We start from the raw sequence: 24,846 nt of genomic DNA, 5'->3' as shown, positions 1-24,846 counted from the left end.
GGGGTGCGGTGATACAGCGGGCGGGGAAGGGGGGGAAGCTTGGGGAAGCCTCCTCCCGGTCAGGGCCCGGCCGGCTCCGGGGTGGTCCCCAAGGTGCTCTCGGTGGCGTTCATCGTCAGCAGCCCGGCCGCCAGCCGCGTCAGGTAGCGCGCGGCGCGCAGGCGGACCGCGGCCTGGCTGGCCGCGCCCTTCGGCGCGTCCTCCGGCAGGGTGCAGCCGGCGAGGGTGATGGCGCTGCCGACGATCCGGGCCTCCAGCGCGGCGGCCAGAGCCTCGGGCGCGGCCTCGCGGGGGAATTCCGTGTCCACGGCCTCGCCCGCGCGGTCGATCTCGGCCTCCACGCGCTCGTCATCGGCCAGGACGGCCATGATCTCGGCGGGCGGGTCGGGATCCTCGCCGGCCCCGATCGCCATCAGGCCAATGGCGCCGACGAGCATGTGCATGGGGCCGGAATCGTCGCCATCCCTGGCGAAGGCGCCGTAGGCGACGGCCAGCGCCGCCTCGCCGAGCACGACCCGGCTCTCCGGCTCCATCGCGTCGATGACCTGGGACTCCTCTCCTCCCGGCAGCCCGCCCTCCCCGAAGGCGCGGCTGACGGTGGCGAGGGCCTCGAAGAGTTTCAGCTCGGACGCGCTCGGCATCAGCCCCCTCCCCCAATCAGTTCCAGCCGTCGGTTCGGGACGTCAGTTCGGGCGGACGCGGTCGACGGCGCGGTCCACGGCGCGGCCAGTGCGCTCCACGGGGCCGCTCGGCGGGTCGATGGTGTCGCGGGCGCGCTCGCCGAAGGTGCGGTCGTTGCCGGTGCAGGCGGCGAGGGTGCCGAGGAGCAGCATCGGCATCAGGGCGGCGCGGAGAAGGCGCATCGGTTCTCTATCCTTGTCCCGGGCGTCCCCCTCGGGCCGCCCTTCCCGGGCCTAACCGGCCGGGCTGCCCTTCGGTTTCCACGGGCCTGTCCGGGAGGCCCGCCCGGTCGGGGCCGGGAGGCGCTTGCCCCGGCCGGGGGCGGGAGGGCAGATTGGGGGCGCCGATGACCGCCCCGATCACCCTTTCCCTGCCGGACGAGGCGGCCACCGTCGCGCTCGCGGCCCGGGCCGCGCGCCTGGCCCGGCCGGGGGACGCGATCCTGCTGGAGGGGCCGCTGGGGGCGGGGAAATCCGCCTTCGCCCGCGCCTTCCTGCGCGCGGCGGCGGGGGACCCGGCGCTGGAGGTGCCTTCGCCGACCTTCACCCTGGTGCAGTCCTACGAGCTCTCCGGCATGGCGGCCCACCACATGGACCTCTACCGCCTGGAAGGGCCCGACGCCCTGCCGGAGCTGGGCTGGGAGGAGATGCGGGAGGGGATCGTGCTGGTGGAGTGGCCGGAGCGCCTCGGGGCCTGGGCCCCGCGCGGCGCGCTGCGGCTGGCCCTGGCGCAGGCCGTAGAGGCGGACGCCCGCACCGCCATCCTCTCGGGCTGGGATCCTGCCCGCCTCTCCGCCCTCGCTGAAGTGCCGGTTGCGAATGACGCCTGACGCTTTCCTCGCTGCCCACGGCTATGCCGGGGCCCGCCGCGCGCCCCTGCCGGGGGATGCCGGGCATCGCCGCTACCTTCGCCTGGCGGGCGGGCCGCGCCCGGCGCTGCTGATGGACGGGTCGGGCGCCGCCGCCGTCGGGCTGGCCTCGGCCGAGGCGGACCTGCGGGCCTTCATGGGGATCGCGGCGCATATCCGGAGCCTTGGCCTCTCGGCGCCGGAGGTGATCGCGGCCGATCCGCCCTCCGGCCTGCTGCTGCTGGAGGACCTGGGGGAGCCGACCCACGCGGCGTTGCTGGATGCAGGGGCGGAGCCGATGCCGCTCTATCTCGCCGCCGCGGAGGCGCTGGCCGCGCTGCACGCCGCCCCGCCGCCGCCCGGCCTGCCGGCCTGGGAGGGGGAGGCCATGGCGCGGGCCGCCGCCGCCACCTTCCTGGACTGGTGGTGGCCCGCAGCGATGGGCGCGGAGCCGACGGCGGCACAGCGCGAGGGCTTCCGCGCGGCCATCCGCGCGATGCTGGCGCCCTTCGAGGGCGCGGGGGGCTTCGTCCACCGCGACTTTTTTCCCGCCAACCTGCTGCCGGTGGACCGTGCGGGACCGGCCGGGGTGGGGATCATCGATTTCCAGGACGCCGGGCACGGCCACCCGGCCTACGACCTAGTGAGCCTGCTGCAGGACGCCCGGCGCGACGTGGCGGAGGATGTGCGGGAGGCCGCCACCGCCCGCTACATGGCGGCCCGCCCTGGGCTGGATCGCGCCGCATTCGGGGCCGCCACCGCCGCCATGGCCGCGCAGCGCCACCTGCGCGTGGCCGCGCTGTGGGTGCGGCTGGACCGGCGGGACGGGAAGCCGCAATACCTGGTCCACGGCCCGCGCTGCTGGCGGCTGCTGGGGGAGGCGTTGCGCCACCCCGCCACGGCGCCGCTGGCCGCCTTCCTCGACGAGCACGTGCCGCCCGCGCGGCGCGGCAATCCCACCACCGCCACCACGGAACACGCCGCATGATCCGCCTCACCCACGGCATGGTCCTCGCGGCCGGGCTCGGCACGCGGATGCGGCCGCTGACCGAGGCCGTGCCGAAGCCCTTGCTCGCGCTGCGCGGACGCTCCTTGCTGGACCACGCGCTGGACCGGCTGGACGAGAACGGGGTGCACGACGTCGTGGTGAACGCCCACCACCTGGCCCCCCAGGTCGTGGCGGCCTGCGAGGCGCGGAAATCCCCCCGCTGCACCGTGCTGGTGGAGGAGGTGCTGCTGGAGACGGGCGGCGGAGTGCGCAACGCGCTGCCGCATCTGGGGCAGGAACCCTTCGCCGTGGTGAACGGCGACGCCTACTGGCTGGACGGCCCCACCCCTGCGCTGGCGCGGCTGGCGGCGGCCTTCGACCCGGAGCGGATGGACGCGCTGCTGCTGATGGTGCGCGCGGCGGCGGTGGACGGGGATGTGGGGCTGGGCGACTTCCTGCTGGACCCGATGGGCCATCTCCGCTGGCCGGAGGAGCGGGAGGTGGCCCCCTACCTCTATGCCGGGGTGCAAATCGTCCATCCCCGGCTGCTGGACGGCACGGAGCGGTACGAGCAGCCCGGGGGGCGCTTCGGCATGAAGGGGCCGTGGACCCGCGCCATCGAGGCGGAGCGGCTCTACGGGCTGGTGCATGACGGGGCCTGGTTCCACCTCTCCACGCCGCCGGACCTGCAGCGCGCGGAAGAAGCGCTGGACAAAGGGCTCGTGAAGTTGTTCTAGCCCCGTTCTCCGCGGCGCCGAGGGGGCAAGGGCCGCGGGGCGAGGGGGACGCTGCATGAATCTGTACGAGATTCCCGCGCATCGTCCTTTCCTGGACGATCTGGCGCAGGGCGTGGTCGCCATGGCCGCCCAAGGGGGCAAGGGGGATGACCCCGCGGCGCTGGCGCGCGTTACGATCCTGCTGCCCACCCGGCGCGCAGCGCGGAGCCTGCGCGAGTCCTTCCTGCGCGCCTCCGGCAAGCCGGCGCTGCTGCTGCCGCGGCTGCGGGCGCTGGCCGGGCTCTCCACGGAGGATGCGGAGGAGCTCTCCCTCCCCGCACTGATGGACCAGCCGCCCGCGGTGGACCCGGCGCGGCGGCTGGCGGTGCTGACGGGGATGGTGATGCGCCTGCCCCCGCATTTCGGCGGTCCCGGCAGCCCGGACCAGGCCTGGCGGCTGGCGCTGGAGCTGGCGACGCTGCTGGACGAGATGGCGCTGGAGGGCTGCGACCCCGCGGGCATCCCGGATCTCGTCACGGGCGACCTCGCGCAGCACTGGGAAATCACGCACAAGTTTCTCGGCGGCGTGATCGGCGCCTGGAACGAGTGGCTGGAAGAGCAGGGGCTCTCCGACATCGGCGTGCGGCGCGTGGCCTCGCTGCGCGCCCAGGCGGCGGCGTGGCGGGACAACCCGCCGAAGGACCCGATTATCGCGGCCGGCATCGGCATCGGCGGCACCATCCCCGCCGCCGTGGAGCTGCTGCGGCAGGTGGCGCGGATGCCGAACGGCGCGGTGGTGCTGCACGGCGCCGGGGAGGAGATGGAGGCGGAGCTGTGGGAGGCGCTGCGCGAGGCGCACAGCCACCCCCTGAACGGCACCGCCCGGCTGCTGCGCGGCATGGACGCCACCGCCGCCGATCTGCGGCCCTGGCCGGGCTGCGCGCGCGATGCGCCCGCGCCGAACGAGGCGCGCGCCGCGCTGCTGGCGCGCGCGCTGCGGCCGGAGCAGGCCATCGCCTGCTGGCAGGACCGGGAGCCGGAGCGCTGGCGGCCCGCGCTGACGGGGCTGGACCAGATCATCGCCCCGGACGAGGCGGGGGAGGCCGCCGCCATTGCCCTGCTGCTGCGGGAGGCGCTTGAGACCCCCGGCGCCCGCGCCGCGCTGGTGACGCCGGACCGGGACCTGGCCCGCCGCGTTTCCGTGGAGCTGCTGCGCCACGGCATCCAGGCCGATGATTCCGCCGGCCAGCCGCTGGGGATGACGCCGGCCGGCGCCTTCCTGCGGCTGATCGCGCGGATGGTGGAGGAGGGCTTCGCGCCCGTTGCCGCGCTATCCTGCCTGAAGCATCCGATGGCGGCCGGCGGGATGGCGCGCAGCGAGTGGATGCGGGCGGTGCGGGAGCTGGAGCGCTACGCGCTACGCGGCCCGCGCCCCGCCGCCGGGCTGGACGGGCTGCGCCGCGCCGCGGAGGCGATCCGGCACGAGGCGCCGCGCGGGCGCGTGCTGGCGATGCTGGACGCGCTGGACCGGGCGCTGGGAGATTTCCGCGCGCTGGACCGCAACGTGCGGCCGCCGGCGGACCTGCTGGCCGATCATCTGGCGGCGGCCGAGGCGCTGGCCTCCACGGACGAGTTGCCGGGTGGCCTGCGCCTGTATCGCGGCGAGGAGGGGGAGCCGCTGGCCGTCCACCTCGCCGGGCTGGAGCCGGCGATGCGGACGCTGCCGCCGCTGGAGGCCGCCGCCTGGCCGCCGCTGTTCGACGCGCTGCTGGAAGGGCCGCTGGCACCGGGCGTGCGGACCATGCGCGGGCGCAAGGGCGGGTCGCACCCGCGCGTGCAGATCCTCGGGCTTCTGGAAGCGCGGTTGCAGAGCTTCGACCGCGTGGTGCTCGGCGCGCTGGAGGAGAGCGTGTGGCCGATCGCGACGGACCCGGGCGCCTGGATGAGCCGGCCGATGCGGACGCAGTTCGGGCTGCCGGCGCCGGAGGCGCGCATCGGGCGGGTCTGCGCGGATTTCCTGCTCTCGGCGCTGGCGGCGCCGCGCGCCACGCTGTCCCGCGCGCGCAAGCGCGGCGGATCGCCCACGGTGGCCGCGCGTTGGCTGACGCGAATCGACACCTTCCTGCGCGGGCAGGAGCTGGGCGGGCTGGAGAACTCCCCCGCCACCGGATGGGCGGGGCTGCTGGACGTGCCGGAGCGCCCGGAGCCCTGCGCGCGCCCGGCCCCCGCGCCGCCCGCCGCGATGCGCCCGCGCAAGATCGGCGTGACGGATGTGTGGCTGCTGAAGTCCGATCCCTACGCCTGGTACGCCAAGCGCGTGCTGCGGCTGCGGCCGCTGGACGACCTGGATGCGGAAGCGGACGTGGCGGAGTACGGCAACATCGTCCACCACATGGTCTCGCGCTGGCTGACGCTGTGCGACGGCGATCCGCACTGCGCGGATGCGGTGGAGCATTTCGAGGCAGCGACGGAGGAGGCGCTGGCGGAGTTCGCGCCGCGCCCCGGCCTGATGGCCTATTGGCGGCCGCGCCTCTCGCGCATCGCGGAGTTCGTGCTGGAGGTGGAGCGCGGGCGGGACGGCGTGGCGAAGCGCCACGCCGAGATCACGGGCGGCATCGACCTGCCCTGCGGCGTGCGGCTGGAGGGGCGCGCGGACCGGGTGGACGTGCTGAAGGACGGCCGCCTCGTCCTCATCGACCTCAAGACGGGAGGCCCGCCATCGAACGCCGAGATGGCGGATGGGCGCGCGCCGCAGATGCCGCTGGAGGCCGCCATCGCCGCGCGCGGCGGCTTCGCGAACATTCCTGCCGCCGCCGTGTCCGGGCTGGAGCACTGGCACGTCTCCGGCGGGTGGGAGGCGGGCACGCGCGCGGAGTTCCGGCCGAAGGACACCACGCTCGAGGAGGTGAGCGAGGAGGCCTTCGAGGCGCTGAACGGGCTGGTGCAGGATTTCCTGCTCGGCGAGCGCCCCTTCCTGGCCCGCCCGCATCCCGGGCGCACGCCGAAGGGGGATGAGTACGACCACCTCTCGCGCATCGCCGAGTGGGGCGGCGCGGGGGAGGGGGATCTGTGAACGAAGCCTTCTCCGCCCGCTCGCGCGCGCAGTACAGCCAGCGCGTCGCCTCCGATCCGCGGCTCTCCGCCTGGGTGGGCGCCTCCGCGGGGTCGGGCAAGACGAAGGTACTGACGGACCGCGTGCTGCGCCTGCTGCTGCGCGGGGATGCGCAGCCCGGCCGCATCCTCTGCCTCACCTTCACCAAGGCAGCGGCGGCGGAGATGGCGACGCGCCTCGCGCGACGGCTCGGCGAGTGGTCGGTGATGCCGGAGGCGAAGCTGCGCGCGGCGCTGGACGAGCTGGCCGGGCAGCCGCCGACGGCCGAGGAGGTGGCGACCGCCCGCAAGCTGTTCTGCCGCGTGCTGGAGCAGCCCGGCGGGATGCGGATCGCCACCATCCACGCCTTCTGCCAGTCCCTGCTGCGCAGCTTCCCGTTGGAGGCGCGGCTGCCGCCCGCCTTCACCCTGCTGGAGGAGGCGGACAGCGCCACGCTTCTGGCCGAGGCGCGGGAGGCGGCGCTGGCCGGGCGCGCCATTCCGGAGGAGGCGCTGGCGGGGTTGGCGAAGCTGGTGTCCGCCGACAGCCTGGCGAAGGCGCTGCGGGAGCTGGTGGGCAAGCGCGACCGGCTGGCGCCGCTGATGGCGCGGGTGGATGGCTGCGATGGCGCGCTGCGCGACCTCCTGGAGATCCCGGCGGACGAGGACGAGACCTCGCTCTGCGCGCGGATTACCCTCCCGCCGGACTCCTTCCGCGAGGCGCTGGCGACGCTGGCGCAGCACAAGAACAAGGGGCCGCGCGAGGCGGCGGCGACGCTGCTCTCCATCCTCTCCGAGCCGGAGGAGGCGCGCGGGGCGCGCTGGGCGTCCTGGCACATGGCGCTGTTTACGCAGAAGGGCGAGAAGCGCGCGGCGCTGGCGAAGGAGGACGCCCTTCTCGCGGAGATGGAGCGGGTGGAGGAGATCCTGGCGCGCTGGTCCGCGCACCGCCTGCTCTCCGCCACCGGCGCCCTGCTCTCCGCCGCCCGGCCGGTGCTGGAGGACTACACGGCGCGCAAGACCCGCCGCGGCGCGTTGGACTTCGACGACCTGATCCACCGCGCCCAGGCGCTGCTGCGCGATCCCGGATCGGCCTGGGTTCTCTACAAGCTCGATGGCGGGCTGGACCACCTGCTGCTGGACGAGGCGCAGGACACCAACCCCGCGCAGTGGGGCATCGCCCAGGCGCTGGCGGAGGAGTTCTTCGCGGGCAAGGGCACGCACGAGCCGGGCGACCGCACGCTGTTCGTGGTGGGCGACGAGAAGCAGAGCATCTTCGGCTTCCAGGGCGCCGACGCGCGCGGCTTCGCGGAGTGGGAGACGCGCTTCGACGCGCAGGTGACCCGCGGCGGCGCGGTGTTCGAGCGCGTGCCGCTGAACGTCTCCTTCCGGTCCTGCGCGCCCGTGCTGGCGCTGGTGGACCAGGTGTTTGCGGATGGCGCGGCGCGGCGCGGCGTGGTGCGGGAGCACGCGGTGCTGGAGCATTCTGCTGACCGCGCGGGGCAGGCGGGGAAGGTGGAGATCTGGCCGCTGCTGGAGCACGCGGACGCGGCCACGCCCGAGCCCTGGATCGTGCCGCGCGACCCCGTGGCCGCGCAGGACGCGGAGGCGCTGCTGGCGGAGGCGCTGGCGGCGCGGATCGCCGGCATGATCAGGGACGAGACCCTGCCGGCGCGCGAGGGGCGGCCCATCCGCCCCGGCGACATCATGGTGCTGGTGCGTCGCCGCACGCGGCTGATCGAGCTGCTGGTGCGGGAGCTGAAAGGGCGCGGCATCCCTGTGGGCGGCGTGGACCGCATCGTGCTGGTAGAGCAGATCGCCGTGCGCGACATGCTCGCGCTCCTCGACGTGCTGCTGCTGCCGGAGGATGACCTTTCGCTCGCCGCGCTGCTGAAGTCTCCGCTGGTGGGCGTCTCGGAGGAGGAGCTGCTGGACCTCGCCCATGGGCGGGAGGGGCCGCTCTGGCACGTCTTCATCAAGCGGCGGGGTGAGAATTCCGCCATCGGCCGCGCGGCGGAGTGGATCGCGGGGCTGGCGGATCGGGCGGACCTCATCACCCCGCACGCGCTGCTGTCCGAGGTGCTGGGCGAGCATGGCGGGCGCGCGAAGCTGCTGGCGCGGCTGGGCGCGGAGGCGGCGGAGGCGCTGGACGAGCTGCTCTCGGCCGCGCTGCGGCACGAGAACAGGTACGCGCCCTCCCTCCAGGGCTTCGTGCAGTGGCTGCGGCGCGGCGGCGCCGAGGTGAAGCGGGAGATGGAGAACGCGGCGGACGCCGTGCGGATCATGACCGCGCACGGGTCCAAGGGGCTGCAGGCGCCGGTGGTGATCATCCCCGATATCGGCCGGGGCGGCGCGCGGGACACGCTGCTGTGGAGCGGCAGGCGGGATATCGGCGTCAACATGCCGGAGGTTCCTCTCTGGGCACCGCGCAAGGAGTTCCAGGCGGCGCCCTGGACCCGCGCCCGGACCGCGCGCGAATCCGCGGAGGCGGAGGAGGAGAACCGGCTTCTCTACGTGGCCCTGACGCGCGCGGAGGATCGGCTGCTGGTCTGCGGCCTGGCGCCGCGCCGGGCGCCCGCCCATCCGCCCTGGCACCAGCTGGTGAAGGAGGGCTTCTTCCGCGGGCTGGAGGGCGGGCGGGACGGCTTCGCCCGCGTGCCCTTCGACCCCACCGCGCTCGGCCTGCCCGCGGATTGCGGCTTCGGCGAGGAGGGGTGGGAGATCACCGCCCCGCAGAGCGCCGAGCCGAAGGCCGATCCCGCCGTGCTGCGCGCGGAGGCCGGCATCCTGCCGCACTGGGCCACCGTGCCCGCCCCGGTAGAGGCGAGCCGCGACCCGGTCGCGCCCTCATCGCTGGAGGGCGAGAACGAGCCCCCCGCCGCCGCCCCGCACGGCGCGGGCGATCCCACCGGCCGCCGCTTCCGGCGCGGCCTGCTGATCCACGGGCTGCTGCAGCACCTGCCGGAGCACGACCCCGCATCGTGGGAGGGGATCGCCCGCCGTCACCTGGCCCGCCCCGGCCACGGGCTGCACACGGAGGAGCAGGAGGCCACGCTGACCGAGACGCTGGCCGTGCTGCGCCACCCCGCGCTGGAGGGTGCCTTCGGGCCGAACAGCCTCGCCGAGGCGCCGCTGGCCGGAGTGGTGGACGGCATCCCGATCGCCGGGCAGGTGGACCGGCTGCTGGTAGCGCCGGACCGGGTGCTGGTGCTGGACTACAAGACCAACCGCCCGCCGCCCGCCGAGGTCTCGGCCGTGCCGGCGCTCTACCTGCGGCAGATGGCGGCCTACCGCGCCGTGCTGCGCGCCGCCTGGCCGGGGCGGCGGGTGGAGTGCGCGCTCGTCTGGACCTGGTCCGGTCACGTCATGGCGTTGCCGGACGCGGCGATGGACCCGCACGCGCCCAGCGCCGGGATGGGCGCCGGGATGGGCGCCGGGATGGGCGCCTAGTTCTCGCGCAGCGTGGAGATCGGGTCGCTGGCGGGGAAGCTCTCGTCCAGCGCCTCGTCCAGCTCCGCCTCGTCATGCGCGCGCTGCGCCTCGCCGGCCGGTTCCGGCGACGCGGGCGGCTTCGGGTCCCCGGTCGGCTTCGCGGGTGGCTTTTCCTCTGGCATGGCGGACTCTCCTGCTCCTGGCGCAGAGGATAGCGGGGCAGGAGCGCTCCCGTCTTGTCCGCAACGCCCGTCGCGTGACATGCAAAGGCCGGAACGACCCGCGGGAAGCGGGCCGACGAGGGAACGACGACCATGCCCACCCGCCGCCTGCTCGGCCCCTCCATCCTTGGCATGGCCGCGCTCGGCCTGCCCTTGCTGAACCGTGCCGCCCTCGCCCAGGGCGTGGCAGGGGGTGCGGCCACCTATCCCGATCGTCCCGTCACCCTCGTCGTTCCCTGGGCGGCGGGCGGCTCCACCGACGCGGTGGCGCGCATCCTCGCTGCGCGCCTCTCCCAGGACACGGGCCGATCCTTCGTCATCGACAACCGCGCGGGGGCCAACGGCACCATCGGCTTCGCCTCCGTCGCGCGCGCCCGGCCGGATGGTGCCACGCTGCTCGTCGGCACCGTCAGCACCTACGCCATGGCACCCCACCTCTACGCCCTGCCCTACGACAACGACCGCGCCTTCACCGGCATCGGGCTGATCGCCGCGCAGCCGATGATCCTGGTGGTGCCGAAGACCTCGCCCTACCGCAGCCTGGCGGAGTTCGTGGCCGCGGCGAAGCGGCCCGACAGCCGCATGACCTACGCCAATTCCGGCACCGGCAGCTCCACCCACCTCGCGACCGAGCTGTTCCTGCGGGACGCCGGCATCACCATGGCCGATGTGGGCTACCGCGCCGGCGCCCCGGCCGTGCAGGGCACGATGCAGGGCGAGGTCTCCATGGTGATCCAGGCCGCCTCCGGCCTGCTTCCCCTCATCGGCTCCGGCGACCTCCGCCCGCTCGCCATCTCCTCCCGCGAGCGGAGCACCATGGCGCCGGACATCCCCACCTTCCGGGAGCAGGGCTACCCGGACTACGAGGCGGCGGAGCACATCGCCCTCCTCGGCCCCGCAGGCATCCCCGCGCCGATCGTCCAGCGCATCAACGAACTGGCCCGCGCCGCCATGACCGCGCCCGAGACGATGGAGCGCCTGGCCGCCCTGGCCGTGACGCCCGAAACCCAGCGGCCGGAGGAGTGGGCGGCCTATAACGCGGCGGAGAACGCGAAGTGGGGGCGGGTGATCCGGGAGCGGGAGATCAAGGTGCAGTAGGCGCGGGTTCTGCCGCGCCCGGTCCGTGGCCAGGGAGAGGAAGAAGGAATTCCTCCTCTCCCCGGACCCCTCACCATCATCTTCGTCTAGGCTTTGGTCTTGCTCAGCTGACGGTGCGCCTCGGGTCCGTGACCCGAGGCGACTGCAAGAGCAGGATAGACCCCTCCACGCAGAGACGCCGCCTCAGGACGGCGCGGGCGGCAGCCAGAGGGGGATCCAAGGGCCTCAGGCCCTTGGCGGGGGGTCCAGGGCGCGGAGCTCCCTGGGGCCGAACAGCGCAGGAAGCGGTCAGCCCACCCCTGTCGGCCCGTCCAGGACGATCCGCACGCGCCGCGCCAGTTCCGCGCGGCCGTAAGGCTTGTGGATCAGGTCGAATTCCGTGCCGCCTCCGTCGTCGCGGTTCATGCTGTCGTCGGCGTAGCCGGTGGTCAGCAGGATCTTCAGGCGGGGGCGCTGGCGGCGGGCCTCGCGGGCCAGCATCACGCCGTTCATGCCGCCGGGCATGATGAGGTCGGTGAAGAGCATGTCCAGCGGCATGTCGCCGGCGATCATCCGCATCGCCGCGTGCCCGTCATGGGCGAGGTGCACGGTGTAGCCGAACTCCTCCAGGATGGCGCGGGCCAGTTCCGCCACTTCCGGCCGGTCGTCCACCACCAGGATCGTCTCCGTGCCCGGGCGCTCGGAGGCGCGGGGCGAGGCGGGCCGGTCCGCGCCGTCCGCCTCCGCCTCGGGGAAGGAGAGGTGGACGGTGGTGCCCTGGCCGGGGGTGCTCTCGATCCGCACGGCGCCGCCGGACTGCCGGGCGAAGCCGTAGACCATGGAGAGGCCGAGGCCCGTGCCGCGCCCTTCCTCCTTCGTGGTGAAGAAGGGCTCCATCACGCGGGCCAGGATTTCGGGTGGCATGCCGCTGCCGTTGTCCGCCACGCTGATCGTCGCGTAGCGGCCGGGCGACAGGCGGTTGGCTATTCCCGGATCGTCGTGGTCCACCACGATGGTGCGGGTGGAGACGGTCACGACCCCGTCCGGCCGGCCGGCCAGGGCGTCGCGGGCGTTGATCAGCACGTTGAGCAGCGCGACCTCGGCCTGGGTCGGGTCCAGGCGGCAGGTGCCGATGGTGGGGTCCAGATCGAAGCGCAGCGCGATGCCCTCGCCGAGGCTGCGGGCCGCCATCTCGCGCAGGCCGTCGGCCAGGGCGTTGAGGCTCATCGTCCGCCCTTCCAGCCGCTGCTTGCGGGAGAAGGCGAGGAGCTGGGAGGTGAGGGTCGCCGCGCGGTCGGCCGCGGAGCGGGCGGCGCCGAGGCTGCGCTGCATCCGCGCCCGGTCCGGCTCCGGCTTGCCCAGGGCGCTGTCCAGCAGGTCCATGTAGCCGCGCATGACCTGGAGGAGGTTGTTGAAGTCGTGCGCGATGCCGCCCGTGAGCTGGCCCAGCGCCTCCATCTTCTGCGCCTGGCGCAGCGCGTCCTCGGCGTCCCGCCGCCGGCTGACGTCGAGCTGGGAGGCGAAGAAGTAGATCAGCTCCCCCTCCGGGTTCAGCACGGGGGAGATGAAGAGGGCGTTCCAGAAGGTGGAACCGTTCTTGCGGTAGTTCAGGATCTCGGTCGCGATCTCCCGCCGGGCCTCGACCGCGCGCCGCACCTCCGCAACCGTCTCGCGGTCCGTCTCCGGGCCCTGGAGGAAGCGGCAGTTGCGGCCGACGATCTCCTTGGGCTCGTAGCCCGTCATCTTCAGGAAGGCCTGGTTGGCGAAGACGATCGGGTTGTCGGGCTGGTTGGGGTCCGTGACGATCATCGGCATGCGCGTCATCTCGACGGCCGCGAAGAAGATGTCGGAGTGCTTGCCGGAGACCTCTCCGCCGCCCTCAACGGTGGGCTTGCCCTGCGGCGGGGTCCAGCCGCCCTTGTGGGGCGCGGGCTCCGGATCGACGGTCTCGTTCATACGGATTTCCAGGCGGCGCAACGAGCAGTGTAAACGACACCGGCGAGATCGGCCCACCTCACCATTCCGCAAGGGGGCGACGGCCGCATCTTCCGGACCGCCCCGTTGCTCAGGCGGCCAGCGCCTGCACGGCGCGGGTGTTGCGCACCTGGACGAGGGTGAAGAGGCCGCCCGGCGGGCAGGGCTCGATCGCCTCCACCTGCGCGTCCCCGTCCAGCAGGTCGGAGAGGGCGAAGTCCGGGTGCCAGCCCAGCACGCGGGAGAGCGGGGCCATGGTCCGCTCCACCCACCAGCGCGGCCCGTCCTGGGCGGCGAAGTGGTTGACGAAGAGGAGCTGGCCGCCGGGCCGCACGACGCGGGACATCTCGGCGAAGAGGCGCTTGGCGTCCGGCACGACGCTGGCGGTGAACATCGCCACCGCCAGGTCGAAGCTGTCATCGGCGAAGGCCATGCGCTCCGCATCCATCTCGATCAGCCCCTCGACGTGGGAGAGGCCCTCGGCCGCCACGCGCTCCCGCGCCTTCTCCAGCATCTCGCGGGAGAGGTCGATGCCGACCACGCGCTTCTCCCGCCGATAGCGGGGCAGGGCGAGGCCGGTGCCCACCCCCACCTCCAGCACGCGGTTGCCGGGCAGGCGGTTCACCGCCGCCACGGCCCGCTTGCGCCCGAAGGAGGAGACGCCGCCGAAGACGGTGTCGTAGACGCCCGCCCAGCGGCGATAGGCCTCCCGCACTGCGCCCGCGTCCAGCACCGCCCGCTTGTGGTCGCGGGACGGGTCGGCGGTGAGGTCGGGCAGGGGCGGCGCCATGATGCGTTCTGGGTCCGATGAAATGTGACCGCCCGAAGGCAGCCGAAAGAGGGCGCTAAACCAGCCGCCGCCGGGGCGCAAGCGTGCGCGAGGGGCGGGGGGTTCACGGGCCGGGGAGGGTCGGGGGCTGTCGCTCGGGCGGTGCCGGGGGGAGGAGGGGATTCCCCTCTCCCAGGCCCCGCTCGCTCTCTTCCGGGGGACTGCCGCAGGGTGCGGCGGCCGCCCCGGGGGCGGCTCACCCCGCCGCGCCCGGCCGGATCAGCCGCACGCGGCGGCCTTCGACGCCGAGGGAGAGGTCGCCATTCCGCAGCGCCAGGGCATCGCCGCCGAAGACCTTGCGGCGCCAGCCCTGCAGGGCGGGCAGGTCCTCCGGCGCCTCGGCCGCCAGCCGGTCCAGTTCGTCGGAGCTGGCGAGCAGGCGGGGGGCGACCTGGTGCTCCTCCGCCTTGGCGGCCAGCAGCACCTTCAGCAGGGCGACGAGCGCGGGGGAGGCGGTGGGGCCGGCCCTCTCCCGCGGGGCCTCGGGCAGATCGGCCTCCGGCAGCGCCTTCGCGGCCTCGATGGCGGCCAGCAGGGAGGCGCCGGACTTGCCGCGGGCGAAGCCCTCCGTCACGCCGCGGGCGCGGGCCAGGGCGGCGGCGTCGGCCGGGGCGGTGGCAGCCACCTCCAGCAGGGATTCGTCGCGCAGCAGGCGCTGGCGGGGGATGTTCACCCGCTGCGCCTCCCGCTCCCGCCAGGCGGCGATGGCCTGCAGCACGCCGAGGAAGCGGCGGTTGGTGGTGCGCGGGCGCAGCTTCTCCCAGGCCGTTTCCGGCTCGGTGCGGTAGGTGGCGGGATCGGTCAGGGCCGCCATCTCCTCGCCCACCCAGTCCAGCCGGCCATCCTTGGCCAGCCGGTCGCGGAGCGCGACGTAGATGCGGCGGAGATGCGTCACGTCCGCCGCGGCATAGGCGATCTGGGCGGGGGAGAGGGGGCGGGCGGACCAGTCGCTGAAGCGGTGGGCCTTGTCGATGGAGGCGTTGGCGAGGGCGCGGGCGAGGCTGTCGTAGCTCGCCTGGTCGCCGAAGCCCGCCACCATGGCGGCGATCTGGGTGTCGAACAGGGGCTGGGGCGTAGCGCCGTAGCGCAGCAGGAAGATCTCCACGTCCTGCCGGCAGGCGTGGAACACCTTCACCACGTGCTCGTCCGCCAGCAGGGCGCCGAGGGGGGAGAGGTCGAGGCCGGGGGCCAGGGCGTCCACCACCGCCGTGTCGTTCTCGCCGCCGAGCTGCACGACGCAGAGCTCCGGCCAGTAGGTGCGCTCCCGCATGAATTCCGTGTCCACCGTCACGAAGGGCTCCTGGCGGAGCCGCTCGCAGAGCGGCACGAGCTGCTCCGTGGTGGTGATGAGGACGGGCTCGGGATCGGCGGCAGCGGGACGGCGGGACATGGGGCGCCGGTTTAGACCGGGAAGCCGCCCCCCACAAATCCGCGGCCCCGCGACACGCGCCCGTGCCCTGCCGGCGGCCGCGCCGCCGCCCAGGGTGCGGCTTTCAGGCCTTCCGCTCAGGCGCCCCCCCCTCGCTCAGGCCCCCCACGCTCAGGCCAGATCGTTCTGCTCGTCGGCCTTCGCGTCGAGAAGGGCGTGATAGGCCTCCGCCAGCCCGACCGTGTCCTCGACGGTCGCGGTGAAGACCGTCTCCTCCTCCGCGCCCTCCACCCGCAGGACGAGCTGGAAATCGAAGTGGCCGGCCTCGGCGGAGGGCGCGAGGGTGGCCGTCAGGCCTCCGGGCGCCGCGTCCACCAGCACGGAGAAGCGCCCGCGCAGGGTCGGCGGGTCGGCCGCCTCGTCGGCCTCCAACTCCCCCGCGTCCCGGGGCTCCGTCGTCACCTGCACCGTGCGGCCGAGCTGCGCCTCGGCGGCCGAGCCGATGAGGGCCTGGGTCATGCTGTTGAACATCTGCAGGGGATCGGTGGTCATCGACCGGCAACACCTCGTCCTGGCCCTGTGGCTCGCGCGGGTGCATAGGCGCATGGCGGGCGCCGGCGGTCCATCTTTGCGGCGCCGGGGTTGCCGCGCCGCCTCCCTCCTGCCGGGGGCGGAATGAGTCTACGCTTGTCCGATTCGCCCCATTCGACTCGAGGATGCGGTGGTCGCGCCAGAGGAGTGCTTCGTGACGACAACCAGGCCCATGCTGTCGCGCCGCGCGCTCCTCGGCAGCGTGCCCGCCCTTGCGGCGCTGCCCGCCTGCGCGCCGGAGAGGCCGGCCGGGGGAAGCGGGCTGACGATGCGCCCGCATGGGGATGATGGGCCGGCCATGCGGCCGAGTGGGGATGATGGGCCGGCCATGCGGCCGGCGGGGCACGATGCCGGCCCCGGCGAGCCCGCCCTCTTCGACAACCCCTTCGCGTCCTGGATCGACCTCGCCTCCCGCGCCGGCGGCGCCGAGGATGGCCCCTGGCCCCGCGCCAACACGGTGGCCCTGACCGTGCGGGCCATGCACGACGCGCTGAACGCCATCGAGCCCCGGTACCAGCGCTGGACCCCTCGTGGCCCCTCCGAGCCATCGGGCGCAGGCGCCTCGCCCCTCGTCGCGGCCTCGGCCGCGGCCCACGCCCTTCTCGTCACCCGGGGGAGCCGCGCGGAGCCCGACGCGCTGCTCGCGGCCTGCGTCGCCCGGGAGCCCTCGGGCGCGGCGCGCGAGGCGGGGATCGCGCTCGGCGCGGCGGTGGGCGCCACCACCCTGGCGCGGGCCGGCGCGACCCCGCCGGAGCGCCGGCGCTACGCCGACTCCGACCGGGAGGCCGTGTGGCGGCCCACCCCGGTCCGCCACGCCAACACCTACTTCTACCTCGATCCGCCCTTCCTGTTCCCGGACCGCGGCGCGCTGTTCGGCCCGCCGCCGCCCCACCTCTCCTCCGTGCTCTACCGGGAGATGCTGGAGGAGGTGCGGCGTATCGGCGGGAAGGTCTCGACCGAGCGGACGGCGGCGCAGGCGGAGGCGGCGAGCTTCTGGGTGCCGCAGCTCCTGCGCCGCAACCTGATGATCGTGCTCCTCCTCCGCCTGACGGCCCAGCCGCCGCGCGGCGGGCCGTGGGACATGGCGCGGATGGTCTCCATCCTCGCCACGGCCAACGCCGACGCCGATGTCTTCGCCTACGGCGCGAAGGCCCACTACTCCTTCTGGCGCCCGGTGACCGCGATCAACCTCGGCAGCCCCGGCATCGCCGCGGACCCGGGGTGGCAACCTCTCCTCGAGACCCCCGCGCACCCCGACCACCCCTCGGGCCACAGCGTGGACATCAGCACGGGCACCTTCGTCATCGCCGGGCTGCTCGGCGACGGGCCGGTCCGCTACCAGGCCTATGACCGCCCGGACCGCCCGGCCCGGAACTTCCCGAGCCTCACCGCGGTGCGCCGCGAGTGCTCCGACAGCCGGGTCTGGGCAGGAGCCCACTTCCGGACCGCCTGCACGGCAGGGGAGGAGATCGGCGAGGCCATCGCCAGGCGCGCGCTCGCCCAGGTGCCGCCGACCGCGTGAGGGATTTCGGGTCTGCCGCCCCTGCGTCGGTTGAGCCTTGGTCCTGCCCTTTCGCCGGGCCGCCGTGGCCAGAGGGAGGAAGAAGGAATTCTTCCTCCCTCCGGACCTCCCACCATCATCTTCTTCTAGCGGTTTGGCCCCGGCTTCACTGACCCACGCCTCGGGGCTTGGCCCCGAGGCGACCGACAGCGCCGGACGGTCGCGGCGGGATCGGGGTGCCCTTTGGGCATCGCATCCGCGGCAGCCCGGACGCGGGGTCCGGGGAGCCCGCCGGCTCCCCGGCGGGGATCCAAGGGGCGGCGCCCCTTGGGGCTACCCGCGCAGGACACCGGAAATCACGCCCGGCCGTGCTGCCTAGCGCGCCAGCGGTTCCAGCCCTGTCCTCCGGAGCGCCGGCGCCGCATCGGGGGAGGCGAGGTAGCGGATCAGTGCGCTCGCTGCGTCCGGCTCCCGCGCGTTCGCGGCGATGCCCGCGCAGAAGATCGTGGGCTGCTGCACGGCCTCCGGGATGGTGCCGAGGTAGTCGATGCCCTCGATCGGCAGCAGCTCGCTCACCTGCTGGAAGCCGATCTCGGCCTCGCCGCGCGCCACCACGGTGCCCACGCGCTCGCTGAGGATGCGGCGGCTCTTGGCCATCAGCTCCTCGTGCAGGCCGAGCTTCCGGTACATCTCCGTCTCGATGTAGACGCCGCTCGCGCTGGCGGAATAGGCGATGGATTTCGCATCCAGCAGGGCCTGGCGGAAGGATTCCAGGGCGGAGATGTCGGGTCTCGGCGCGCCCTTGCGAACGGCCATGCCGATGAGGGAGCGGGCGATGTCCACGCGGCTGCCGGGGCGGGCCTGGCCCCTGGCGATCAGCGCCTCCAGGCCGTCGGCGGCCAGCAGCACCACGTCCGCCGGTTCCCCGCGCGCCAGGCGCTGCGGGATGGCGTCCGGCGCGTTGCCCATGGAGGCGCCCTGGTGGGTGGTGAGCTTGTGGCCGGTGGCCGCCTCAAAGCCGGGGATGAGGGCGCGGTAGGCGGCGGTGAGGCCGCCGGAGGCGAGGACCACGACCTCCGCCGCCGCGGCGCGACGGGCGAGGAAGGGCAGGGTGGCGGCGCCCAGCAGCAGGGCACGGCGCGTGGCGTGGGGCATGGTGTTGTCCTCCCGTTTCCGGCGACGCTAGAACCGATCGGCCGGCCGTGGAACCTTCGGCGGGGCGGGCTGCGCGGCCTGGGATCCACGGCCTGGGATCCGCAGCCTGGGACCCGCGGCCGGAGCGCCCTGCCGGGCGCGCGACAGGAACGGGTTCCTTCCGGGAATCGGCCCTGGCGTGGCATCCCCGCCGGATGCTCCGGAAAGCCCGCCGCCATCTCCGTGCCTGCCTCGTCGCGGTCCTCCCGTTCGGGCTGCCCGCCTGCGTGGCGCCCTGCGATTACGGCGGGGGCGACACGGTGGCGATGGTGGTTCGGGACGGCCTGCCGATCGTGCCGGTGGAGGTGAACGGCAGGCGGGTTCCCTTCGTGCTGGACACTGGCGCCTCCCGCACCACCGTCTTCTCCGAGAGCGTGGCCGCGCTGGGGCTGCCGGTGGACCGGCTGCGCTCCAGCAGCGGCCTTGGGATCGCCGGGCAGTCGCGGGAGAGGAACGCGCTGCTGGCTCGGATGCGGGTGGGCGAGCACGACCTGCGAAACCTGACGGTCCCGGTCGCCACCCGCTCCATGCCGCACCGGACGGGTGCGGTGGGCCTGCTCGGCGCGGACCTGCTGGGGATCGGCGAGGTGGAGCTGGACGTGTCCGCCCGCCGCCTGACGCTGCATGATGGGCGCCGGTGCCGCGTTGCCGCGGTGCCCTGGGTGGGTGAGTACGACACCATTCCCGTCACGCTCGTGGCGGGCGGGCTCGTGGTGGTGCCCGCCGAGGTGAACGGGATGGCCGTCCGCGCCCTCTTCGATACGGGGGCCATGATCAGCGCCCTCCGCCGGTCCATGGCGTCCGCTATCGGGGTGACGGAGGAGGTGCTGGCCGGCCTTCCCACCGCGACGGCGCACGGGATCGGGACGGCGGGGGTGGAACTCCGGCTGCTCCGGGGCGTCACGGTGCGGGTAGGCGCGGAGAGGATCGCCGGCGCGTCCGTGGGGCTCGTGGACCTGCCCTCCTCCCTGCCCTTCGAGATGATCCTCGGGCAGGACTACATCGGGAGCCGGCGCTTCTGGCTCTCCTACGCCGAGCGGCGCCTCTACGTGCAGAGGACGGGGGGACGGGGGGTGGGCGGCGCGGCCCCGACCTCGGCGGCGGCGCGGGGCATCACAGCAGGGCCCGCAGCAGAACCGGCGCCAGCAGGGCGCTGACGAGGGCGTTCAGCGCCATGGCGATGCCGGCGAAGGTGCCGGCCACGGGATTCACCGTGAAGGCGCGGGCGGTGCCCAGCCCGTGCGCGGCCAGCCCCGCCGCGAAGCCGCGGGCGCGCATGTCCTTCATCCCGAGGGCGTTCATCACGGGGGTGACGAGCACCGCCCCGATGGCGCCGGTGATGAGGACGAGCACGGCGGCGAGGGCGGCGTCCCCGCCAAGCCCTTCCGCGATGCCCATGGCGATGCCGGTGGTGACGGATTTCGGGGCGAGGGAGGCGAGGACGGGGCCGGAGACGCCGAGCGCCCGGGCGATGAGCAGGGCGGAGAGCATGGCGGTGACGGAGCCCGCCAGCAGCGCCGCCGCCATGGGCAGGAGGGAGCGGAGCACCGTGTGCCGGTTGCGGTAGAGCGGCACGGCGAGCGCGACGGTGGCGGGGCCGATGAGGAAGTGGACGAACTGCGCGCCCTCGAAATAGGTGCGGTAGGGCGTGCCGGTGGCGTAGAGCACGGCCGCCGCGATCACCACGGCGATGAGCATGGGGTTCGCCACGGGGTGGCGCCGCAGCAGGGCGGAGATCCGGTCCGCCGCCAGGTAGGCCAGCAGCGTGACGGTCAGCCAGAGGAGCGGCGTGCGGGAGAGATAGACCCAGAGCGAGAAATCGGGGTCGCTCATGCCTCGGCCTCCCCCTTGCCGCCGCGGTTGGCCAGGCGGGCCACGGCGACGAAGACGAGGGCGGTGACGATCAGGCCGAGCAGGGTGGAGGCCACCAGCGCCGCCGCGAGGGCGAACCAGTGCGCCGCCAGCACGTCCATCCGGTTCACCACCCCCACCCCGGCCGGGACGAAGAGGAGGGTGAGGTTCATCAGCAGCCCGTCCGCGGGGCCGGTGACGAAGCGCGTGTCGATCGGCTCCGCCAGGAGATCGTTCCCGAGCAGCAGGAGGAGCAGGAGCACCATGCCGAGCACGGGGCCGGGCAGGGGCAGGCCGGTGCCGTGCACCAGCGCCTCCCCCACGAGCTGGCAGAGGAGGATGAGGGCCGCGCCTGGGATCATGGGCGGGGTTTAGCGAGGATCGTGCCGGGGCGGCCCCGCGATCCCGGCACACCGCCCATGCCCGCCCGGGAAGGCGGCGACCCCTGCGAAGGTGATGCCGCCCCGGCTTTCCCGCCGGGGCGGCCCTCCGTAACCTCCGCCCCGATTCGAAGGGGGCCTTCATGGCGGACGGGATCGAGGCGGCCTGGGAGCGGGTGGCGGAGCTGGCACGCGCCCCGGGGGCGGGCGCCATCCGGCCGCTGATGGGCGATGCGGGCCGCGCCGACCGCCTGATCCGCCGCGCCGGGGAGGTGCGGGCGGACCTGACCAAGACCTCTCTCTCCGCCGAGGTGCTGGACGCGCTGCTGGAACTGGCCCGGGCGCGCGGGGTTCTCGCGGCGCGGGACGCCATGGCGCGGGGCGAGGCGATCAACGTCACGGAAGGCCGGGCCGTGCTGCACATGGCGCTGCGCGGGCCGCGCGGGGCGTTCAAGACCGGGGACGAAGACGCCTCGGCCGAGGTCCACGAGACCCTGGACGCCATGCGCGCCTTCTGCGGCCGGGTGCACGGGGAACGGCGGTTCACCGACGTGGTGAACATCGGCATCGGCGGCTCCGACCTCGGGCCGCAGATGGCGGCCCGCGCCCTGTGGCGCGCGGGGATGCCGATGCGCGCCCACTACCTCTCCAACGTCGATGGCCACGCCTGGGAGGCGATGCGCCACGGGCTGGACCCGGCGCGCACCCTGGTGCTGGTGGCGAGCAAGACCTTCACCACGGCCGAGACCATGGCCAACGCCCACCTGGTGCGGGACTGGCTGCGGGCGGGGCTGGGCGAGGCGGAGGCGGGGGCGCACCTCGTCGCGCTCTCGACCAACCTGAAGGCGACGGCCGCCTTCGGCGTGCCCGCGGAGCAGGTGTTCGGCTTCAAGGACTGGGTGGGCGGCCGTTTCTCCATGTGGTCGGCGATCGGGCTCTCGGTGGCGCTGGCCTGCGGGTGGGAGGTGTTCCAGGCGCTGCTGGACGGGGCGCGCGCCATGGACGAGCACTTCCTCTCCGCGCCGGAGGCGGAGAACCTGCCGCTGCTGATGGCGCTGGCGGAGCTGTGGCACGTGGACGGGCTGGGCTACCCCACCCGCGCCGTGCTGCCCTACGACGAGCGGCTGGGGCGCTTTCCCGCCCATCTCCAGCAGGTGGAGATGGAATCGCTGGGCAAGCGCGTGACGCTCGGCGGCCTGCCCGTGACCCGCCCGACCGGGCCGGTGGTGTTCGGCGAGCCCGGCACGAACGCGCAGCACTCCTTCATGCAGCTGCTGCACCAGGGCACCACGCCCGTGCCGGCCGACATCGTGCTGGTGGCGAACCCCGACCACGGCTTCGAGGAGAACCACCGCCAGCTGCTGGCGAACGGCCTCGCCCAGGCGGAGGCGCTGCTGCGCGGGCGGGACGCGACGGAGGTGCAGGAGGAAATGGAGGCGAAGGGGATGGACGCGGCCGCGATCGCGGCGCTGCTGCCCCACCGCCTCTTCCCCGGGGACCGTCCCAGCACGACCCTGCTGATCCCGCGGCTGGACGCGGGCACGCTGGGGCAGCTCGTCGCGCTGTATGAACACAAGGTGTTCTGCCTCGGCGCGCTGTGGAGCGTGAACGCCTTCGACCAGTGGGGGGTGGAGCTGGGCAAGCAGCTGGCGGGGGTGCTGCTGCCGGAGCTGGCGCCGGGGGCGGAGGCGGGGTCGCACGACCCCTCCACCACCGCGCTGATCGCGGAGATCCACCGGCTGCGCGGGGCGTAGGGTACCCCGCGGCCGGGCGGAATTGCCGGGCGGAATTGACGACCGCCCGCGGCCGCGGGATCATGCCGGTGCGGCAACGAGCGCGGGTGCGACATGGATGAAGACGGCGTCCTGATCCTCGCGGCCGGGATCTTCCTCTTCCTCCTGTTCTCCACCGGGCTGACCGTGTGGTGCATCCTGCTGCTGCGCCAGCGGTCGGACCGGCCGCTGTGGCAGGACGCGGCGGGCGTGACCGAGGTTCCCGTGCGCGGCCTCAAGCGGACGCTCGGCTTCTTCGGGCACTCCTCCAACGGCATCGGCGCGCGCCTCGCGATCGCGCCGGACGGGCTGCGGTTCAAGGTGTTCCGGCCCGATTACTGGCCTTTCGCCGACATCGCCCAGGTGGACGCGCTGGGGCTGTTCTTTGTCACCCGGCTCGCCATCCGCCACCGGCAGGGGACGCGGCTCTACGTGGACCTGGCCGACGCGGCGCGGGCGCGCGACCTGCTCCGGGCCCTGCCGGCGACCGTGCCGCTCACGCGGGGTGCTGCCGCGCTGCGCGACGGGACCGCGTGACCCTGCCCGCCGGGGGCGGTTGACGCCCGGCCACCGGGCGTGTTCTCGGACGCCTCCTTCCGATGCTGGCGCGCCGCGCCGGCCCCAGGCCCCGAGTATCCATGATCCGCCTCGATTCCATCAGCAAGCAGAACGGTCAGCAGCTTCTCTTCATCGAGGCCTCCGCCGCGCTCCAGCGCGGGGAGAAGATCGGCCTCGTCGGCCCCAACGGCGCGGGCAAGACCACCCTGTTCCGCATGATCACCGGGGCCGAGCAGCCCGATGAGGGCCAGGTGCTGGTGGACCGGGGCGTTAGCATCGGCCTGTTCAGCCAGGACGTGGGCGAGATGTCCGGCCGCACCCCGGTGGCGGAGGTGATGGACGGCGCCGGCGACGTCAGCACCGTGGCCGCCGAGCTGGCCGCGCTGGAGGCCGCGATGGCGGATCCGGAGACGGAGGACCTCGACGCCGTGATCGAGCGCTTCGGCGAGGTGCAGGGGCGCTTCGAGGAGCTGGGCGGCTACGCGCTGGAGGGGCGCGCGCAGGAGGTGCTGGCGGGGCTCGGATTTAGCGGGGAGATGATGGCGGGCGATGTCGGCAAGCTCTCCGGCGGCTGGAAAATGCGGGTCGCGCTGGCGCGCATCCTGCTGATGCGCCCGGACGTGATGCTGCTGGACGAGCCGAGCAACCACCTGGACCTGGAGAGCCTGATCTGGCTGGAGGGGTTCCTGCGCGGCTATGACGGCGCGCTGCTGATGACGTCGCACGACCGCGAGTTCATGAACCGAGTCATCAACAAGGTGGTGGAGATCGATGGCGGAAGCCTGAACTCCTACTCCGGCGACTACGCCTTCTACGAGGCGCAGCGCGCGATGAACGAGCGCCAGCAGCAGGCGCAGTTCGAGCGCCAGCAGGCGATGCTGGCGAAGGAGATCAAGTTCATCGAGCGCTTCAAGGCCCGCGCCTCCCACGCCGCGCAGGTGCAGAGCCGCGTGAAGAAGCTGGACAAGATCGAGCGCGTGGAGCCGCCGAAGCGCCGGCAGACCGTGGTGTTCGAGTTCGGCCAGGCCCCGCGCTCCGGCGACGACGTGGCGAGCCTGCGCGGCGTGCACAAGCGCTACGGCAGCAGGGTGATCTATGACGGGTTGGACTTCCTGGTGCGCCGAAAGGAGCGCTGCTGCGTGCTCGGCACCAACGGCGCGGGCAAGTCCACGCTGCTGAAGCTGGTGACGGGGTCCACCGCGCCGGACAGCGGTACGGTCTCGCTCGGCGGCAGCGTGAAGATGGGCTACTTCGCGCAGCACGCGATGGAGCTGCTGGACGGCGAGCGCACCGTGTTCCAGGCGCTGGAGGACGCCTTCCCGCAGGCGGCGCAGGGATCGCTGCGGACGCTGGCGGGCTGCTTCGGCTTCTCCGGCGACGAGGTGGAGAAGCGGTGCCGCGTTCTCTCAGGCGGGGAGAAGGCGCGGCTGGTGATGGCGCGGATGCTGTACGACCCGCCGAACTTCCTCGTGCTGGACGAGCCGACCAACCACCTGGACATGGCGACGAAGGAGATGCTGATCGCCGCCCTCTCGGATTACGAGGGCACGATGCTCTTCGTCTCGCACGACCGGCACTTCCTGGCGGCGCTGTCCAACCGGGTGCTGGAACTGACGCCGGAGGGCATCCACCAGTACGACGGCGGCTACACCGAGTACGTGGCGCATACCGGGCAGGAGGCGCCGGGCCTGCACGCCTAGATCCTGGCCCCTCCCTTGGCGCCCATGGAGGGCGGGTCCAGACTTCTGCCGGCGCCAAGGGTGGTGCCGCGGGGC

At 73.9% G+C, this 24,846-nt stretch carries 21 protein-coding genes; 11 read left to right on the top strand and 10 right to left on the bottom strand.

The window, feature by feature from the left end:
- Positions 1–59 precede the first annotated feature (59 nt).
- Positions 60–641 (bottom strand): hypothetical protein, encoded by a 582-nt coding sequence (locus VQH23_RS03585; protein WP_338664248.1) that lies wholly within the window; start codon positions 639–641, stop codon positions 60–62.
- A 42-nt stretch (positions 642–683) separates the two neighbouring features.
- Positions 684–863: a hypothetical protein gene (locus VQH23_RS03580; RefSeq protein WP_338664247.1), complete on the bottom strand. Its 180-nt coding sequence runs from the start codon at positions 861–863 to the stop codon at positions 684–686.
- Positions 864–1,027: 164 nt separating this feature from the next.
- Here VQH23_RS03580 and tsaE point away from each other — a divergent pair, with 164 nt between their 5' ends.
- From tsaE to addA, 5 genes are read left to right on the top strand one after another with little or no spacing between them, the layout of a single operon-like run.
- Positions 1,028–1,510 carry a tRNA (adenosine(37)-N6)-threonylcarbamoyltransferase complex ATPase subunit type 1 TsaE gene (tsaE, locus tag VQH23_RS03575; protein WP_338664246.1) on the top strand — a complete coding sequence of 161 codons (483 nt, stop codon included), beginning with the start codon at positions 1,028–1,030 and terminating at the stop codon, positions 1,508–1,510.
- Positions 1,500–2,516: a phosphotransferase gene (locus VQH23_RS03570; RefSeq protein WP_338664245.1), complete on the top strand. Its 1,017-nt coding sequence runs from the start codon at positions 1,500–1,502 to the stop codon at positions 2,514–2,516. The genes tsaE and VQH23_RS03570 overlap by 11 nt, the downstream gene beginning before the upstream one ends.
- Complete coding sequence (locus tag VQH23_RS03565) at positions 2,513–3,253, top strand: nucleotidyltransferase family protein (RefSeq protein ID WP_338664244.1); 741 nt, start codon at positions 2,513–2,515, stop codon at positions 3,251–3,253. The genes VQH23_RS03570 and VQH23_RS03565 overlap by 4 nt, the downstream gene beginning before the upstream one ends.
- 55 nt (positions 3,254–3,308) lie before the next feature.
- Positions 3,309–6,305 (top strand): double-strand break repair protein AddB, encoded by a 2,997-nt coding sequence (gene addB / locus VQH23_RS03560; RefSeq protein ID WP_338664243.1) that lies wholly within the window; start codon positions 3,309–3,311, stop codon positions 6,303–6,305.
- Positions 6,302–9,772: a double-strand break repair helicase AddA gene (addA, locus tag VQH23_RS03555; protein WP_338664242.1), complete on the top strand. Its 3,471-nt coding sequence runs from the start codon at positions 6,302–6,304 to the stop codon at positions 9,770–9,772. Before addB ends, addA begins: the two co-directional genes overlap by 4 nt.
- Here the strand turns inward: addA and VQH23_RS03550 are convergent.
- The gene (locus tag VQH23_RS03550) at positions 9,769–9,936 is read right to left on the bottom strand and encodes a hypothetical protein (RefSeq protein WP_338664241.1); all 168 of its coding nucleotides are present in this window, start codon (positions 9,934–9,936) and stop codon (positions 9,769–9,771) included. The two genes, addA and VQH23_RS03550, sit on opposite strands and share 4 nt — an antisense overlap.
- Positions 9,937–10,068: 132 nt before the next feature.
- On the opposite strand from VQH23_RS03550, the gene VQH23_RS03545 reads away from it, so the two are divergent.
- Entirely contained in the window at positions 10,069–11,073 is a 1,005-nt protein-coding gene (locus tag VQH23_RS03545; protein WP_338664240.1) for a tripartite tricarboxylate transporter substrate binding protein, read from the top strand.
- Positions 11,074–11,361: 288 nt separating this feature from the next.
- On the opposite strand, the gene VQH23_RS03540 is transcribed toward VQH23_RS03545, so the two are convergent.
- From VQH23_RS03540 to VQH23_RS03525, 4 genes are all read right to left on the bottom strand, one after another.
- Complete coding sequence (locus tag VQH23_RS03540) at positions 11,362–13,008, bottom strand: histidine kinase famiy protein (RefSeq protein ID WP_338664239.1); 1,647 nt, start codon at positions 13,006–13,008, stop codon at positions 11,362–11,364.
- A gap of 109 nt (positions 13,009–13,117) precedes the next feature.
- Positions 13,118–13,816: a methyltransferase domain-containing protein gene (locus VQH23_RS03535; protein ID WP_338664238.1), complete on the bottom strand. Its 699-nt coding sequence runs from the start codon at positions 13,814–13,816 to the stop codon at positions 13,118–13,120.
- Positions 13,817–14,051: 235 nt separating this feature from the next.
- Positions 14,052–15,245 carry a ribonuclease D gene (gene rnd / locus VQH23_RS03530; RefSeq protein ID WP_338664237.1) on the bottom strand — a complete coding sequence of 398 codons (1,194 nt, stop codon included), beginning with the start codon at positions 15,243–15,245 and terminating at the stop codon, positions 14,052–14,054.
- A gap of 150 nt (positions 15,246–15,395) precedes the next feature.
- On the bottom strand, positions 15,396–15,776 hold the full coding sequence (locus tag VQH23_RS03525; RefSeq protein WP_338664236.1) for a hypothetical protein: 381 nt from the start codon (positions 15,774–15,776) through the stop codon (positions 15,396–15,398).
- A gap of 193 nt (positions 15,777–15,969) precedes the next feature.
- Here VQH23_RS03525 and VQH23_RS03520 point away from each other — a divergent pair, with 193 nt between their 5' ends.
- A complete protein-coding gene (locus VQH23_RS03520; RefSeq protein WP_338664235.1) occupies positions 15,970–17,337 on the top strand; it encodes a vanadium-dependent haloperoxidase in 1,368 nt (455 codons plus the stop codon).
- A gap of 354 nt (positions 17,338–17,691) precedes the next feature.
- On the opposite strand, the gene VQH23_RS03515 is transcribed toward VQH23_RS03520, so the two are convergent.
- Positions 17,692–18,471 carry a substrate-binding domain-containing protein gene (locus VQH23_RS03515; RefSeq protein WP_338664234.1) on the bottom strand — a complete coding sequence of 260 codons (780 nt, stop codon included), beginning with the start codon at positions 18,469–18,471 and terminating at the stop codon, positions 17,692–17,694.
- A gap of 194 nt (positions 18,472–18,665) precedes the next feature.
- Here VQH23_RS03515 and VQH23_RS03510 point away from each other — a divergent pair, with 194 nt between their 5' ends.
- Positions 18,666–19,667 carry a retroviral-like aspartic protease family protein gene (locus VQH23_RS03510; RefSeq protein WP_338664233.1) on the top strand — a complete coding sequence of 334 codons (1,002 nt, stop codon included), beginning with the start codon at positions 18,666–18,668 and terminating at the stop codon, positions 19,665–19,667.
- Here VQH23_RS03510 and VQH23_RS03505 read toward each other — a convergent pair.
- A complete protein-coding gene (locus VQH23_RS03505; protein ID WP_338664232.1) occupies positions 19,624–20,343 on the bottom strand; it encodes an LrgB family protein in 720 nt (239 codons plus the stop codon). The genes VQH23_RS03510 and VQH23_RS03505 overlap by 44 nt on opposite strands.
- Positions 20,340–20,723: a CidA/LrgA family protein gene (locus tag VQH23_RS03500; RefSeq protein WP_338664231.1), complete on the bottom strand. Its 384-nt coding sequence runs from the start codon at positions 20,721–20,723 to the stop codon at positions 20,340–20,342. Before VQH23_RS03500 ends, VQH23_RS03505 begins: the two co-directional genes overlap by 4 nt.
- Positions 20,724–20,884: 161 nt before the next feature.
- Here VQH23_RS03500 and pgi point away from each other — a divergent pair, with 161 nt between their 5' ends.
- The 3 genes from pgi to VQH23_RS03485 all read left to right on the top strand — a co-directional run bounded on the left by pgi (position 20,885) and on the right by VQH23_RS03485 (position 24,771).
- Entirely contained in the window at positions 20,885–22,495 is a 1,611-nt protein-coding gene (gene pgi / locus VQH23_RS03495; protein WP_338664230.1) for a glucose-6-phosphate isomerase, read from the top strand.
- Positions 22,496–22,588: 93 nt separating this feature from the next.
- Positions 22,589–23,050, top strand: a complete 462-nt coding sequence (locus VQH23_RS03490) for a hypothetical protein (RefSeq protein ID WP_338664229.1) — start codon at positions 22,589–22,591, stop codon at positions 23,048–23,050.
- A gap of 101 nt (positions 23,051–23,151) precedes the next feature.
- Entirely contained in the window at positions 23,152–24,771 is a 1,620-nt protein-coding gene (locus tag VQH23_RS03485) for an ABC-F family ATP-binding cassette domain-containing protein (protein WP_338664228.1), read from the top strand.
- Positions 24,772–24,846: the final 75 nt, after the last annotated feature.

Source organism: Pararoseomonas sp. SCSIO 73927, assembly GCF_037040815.1.
In the GTDB taxonomy this organism is placed as follows: Bacteria; Pseudomonadota; Alphaproteobacteria; order Acetobacterales; family Acetobacteraceae; genus Roseomonas.
Note: the sequence above shows the minus strand (reverse complement) of the source record. Positions and strands in the feature narration are given on the sequence as shown.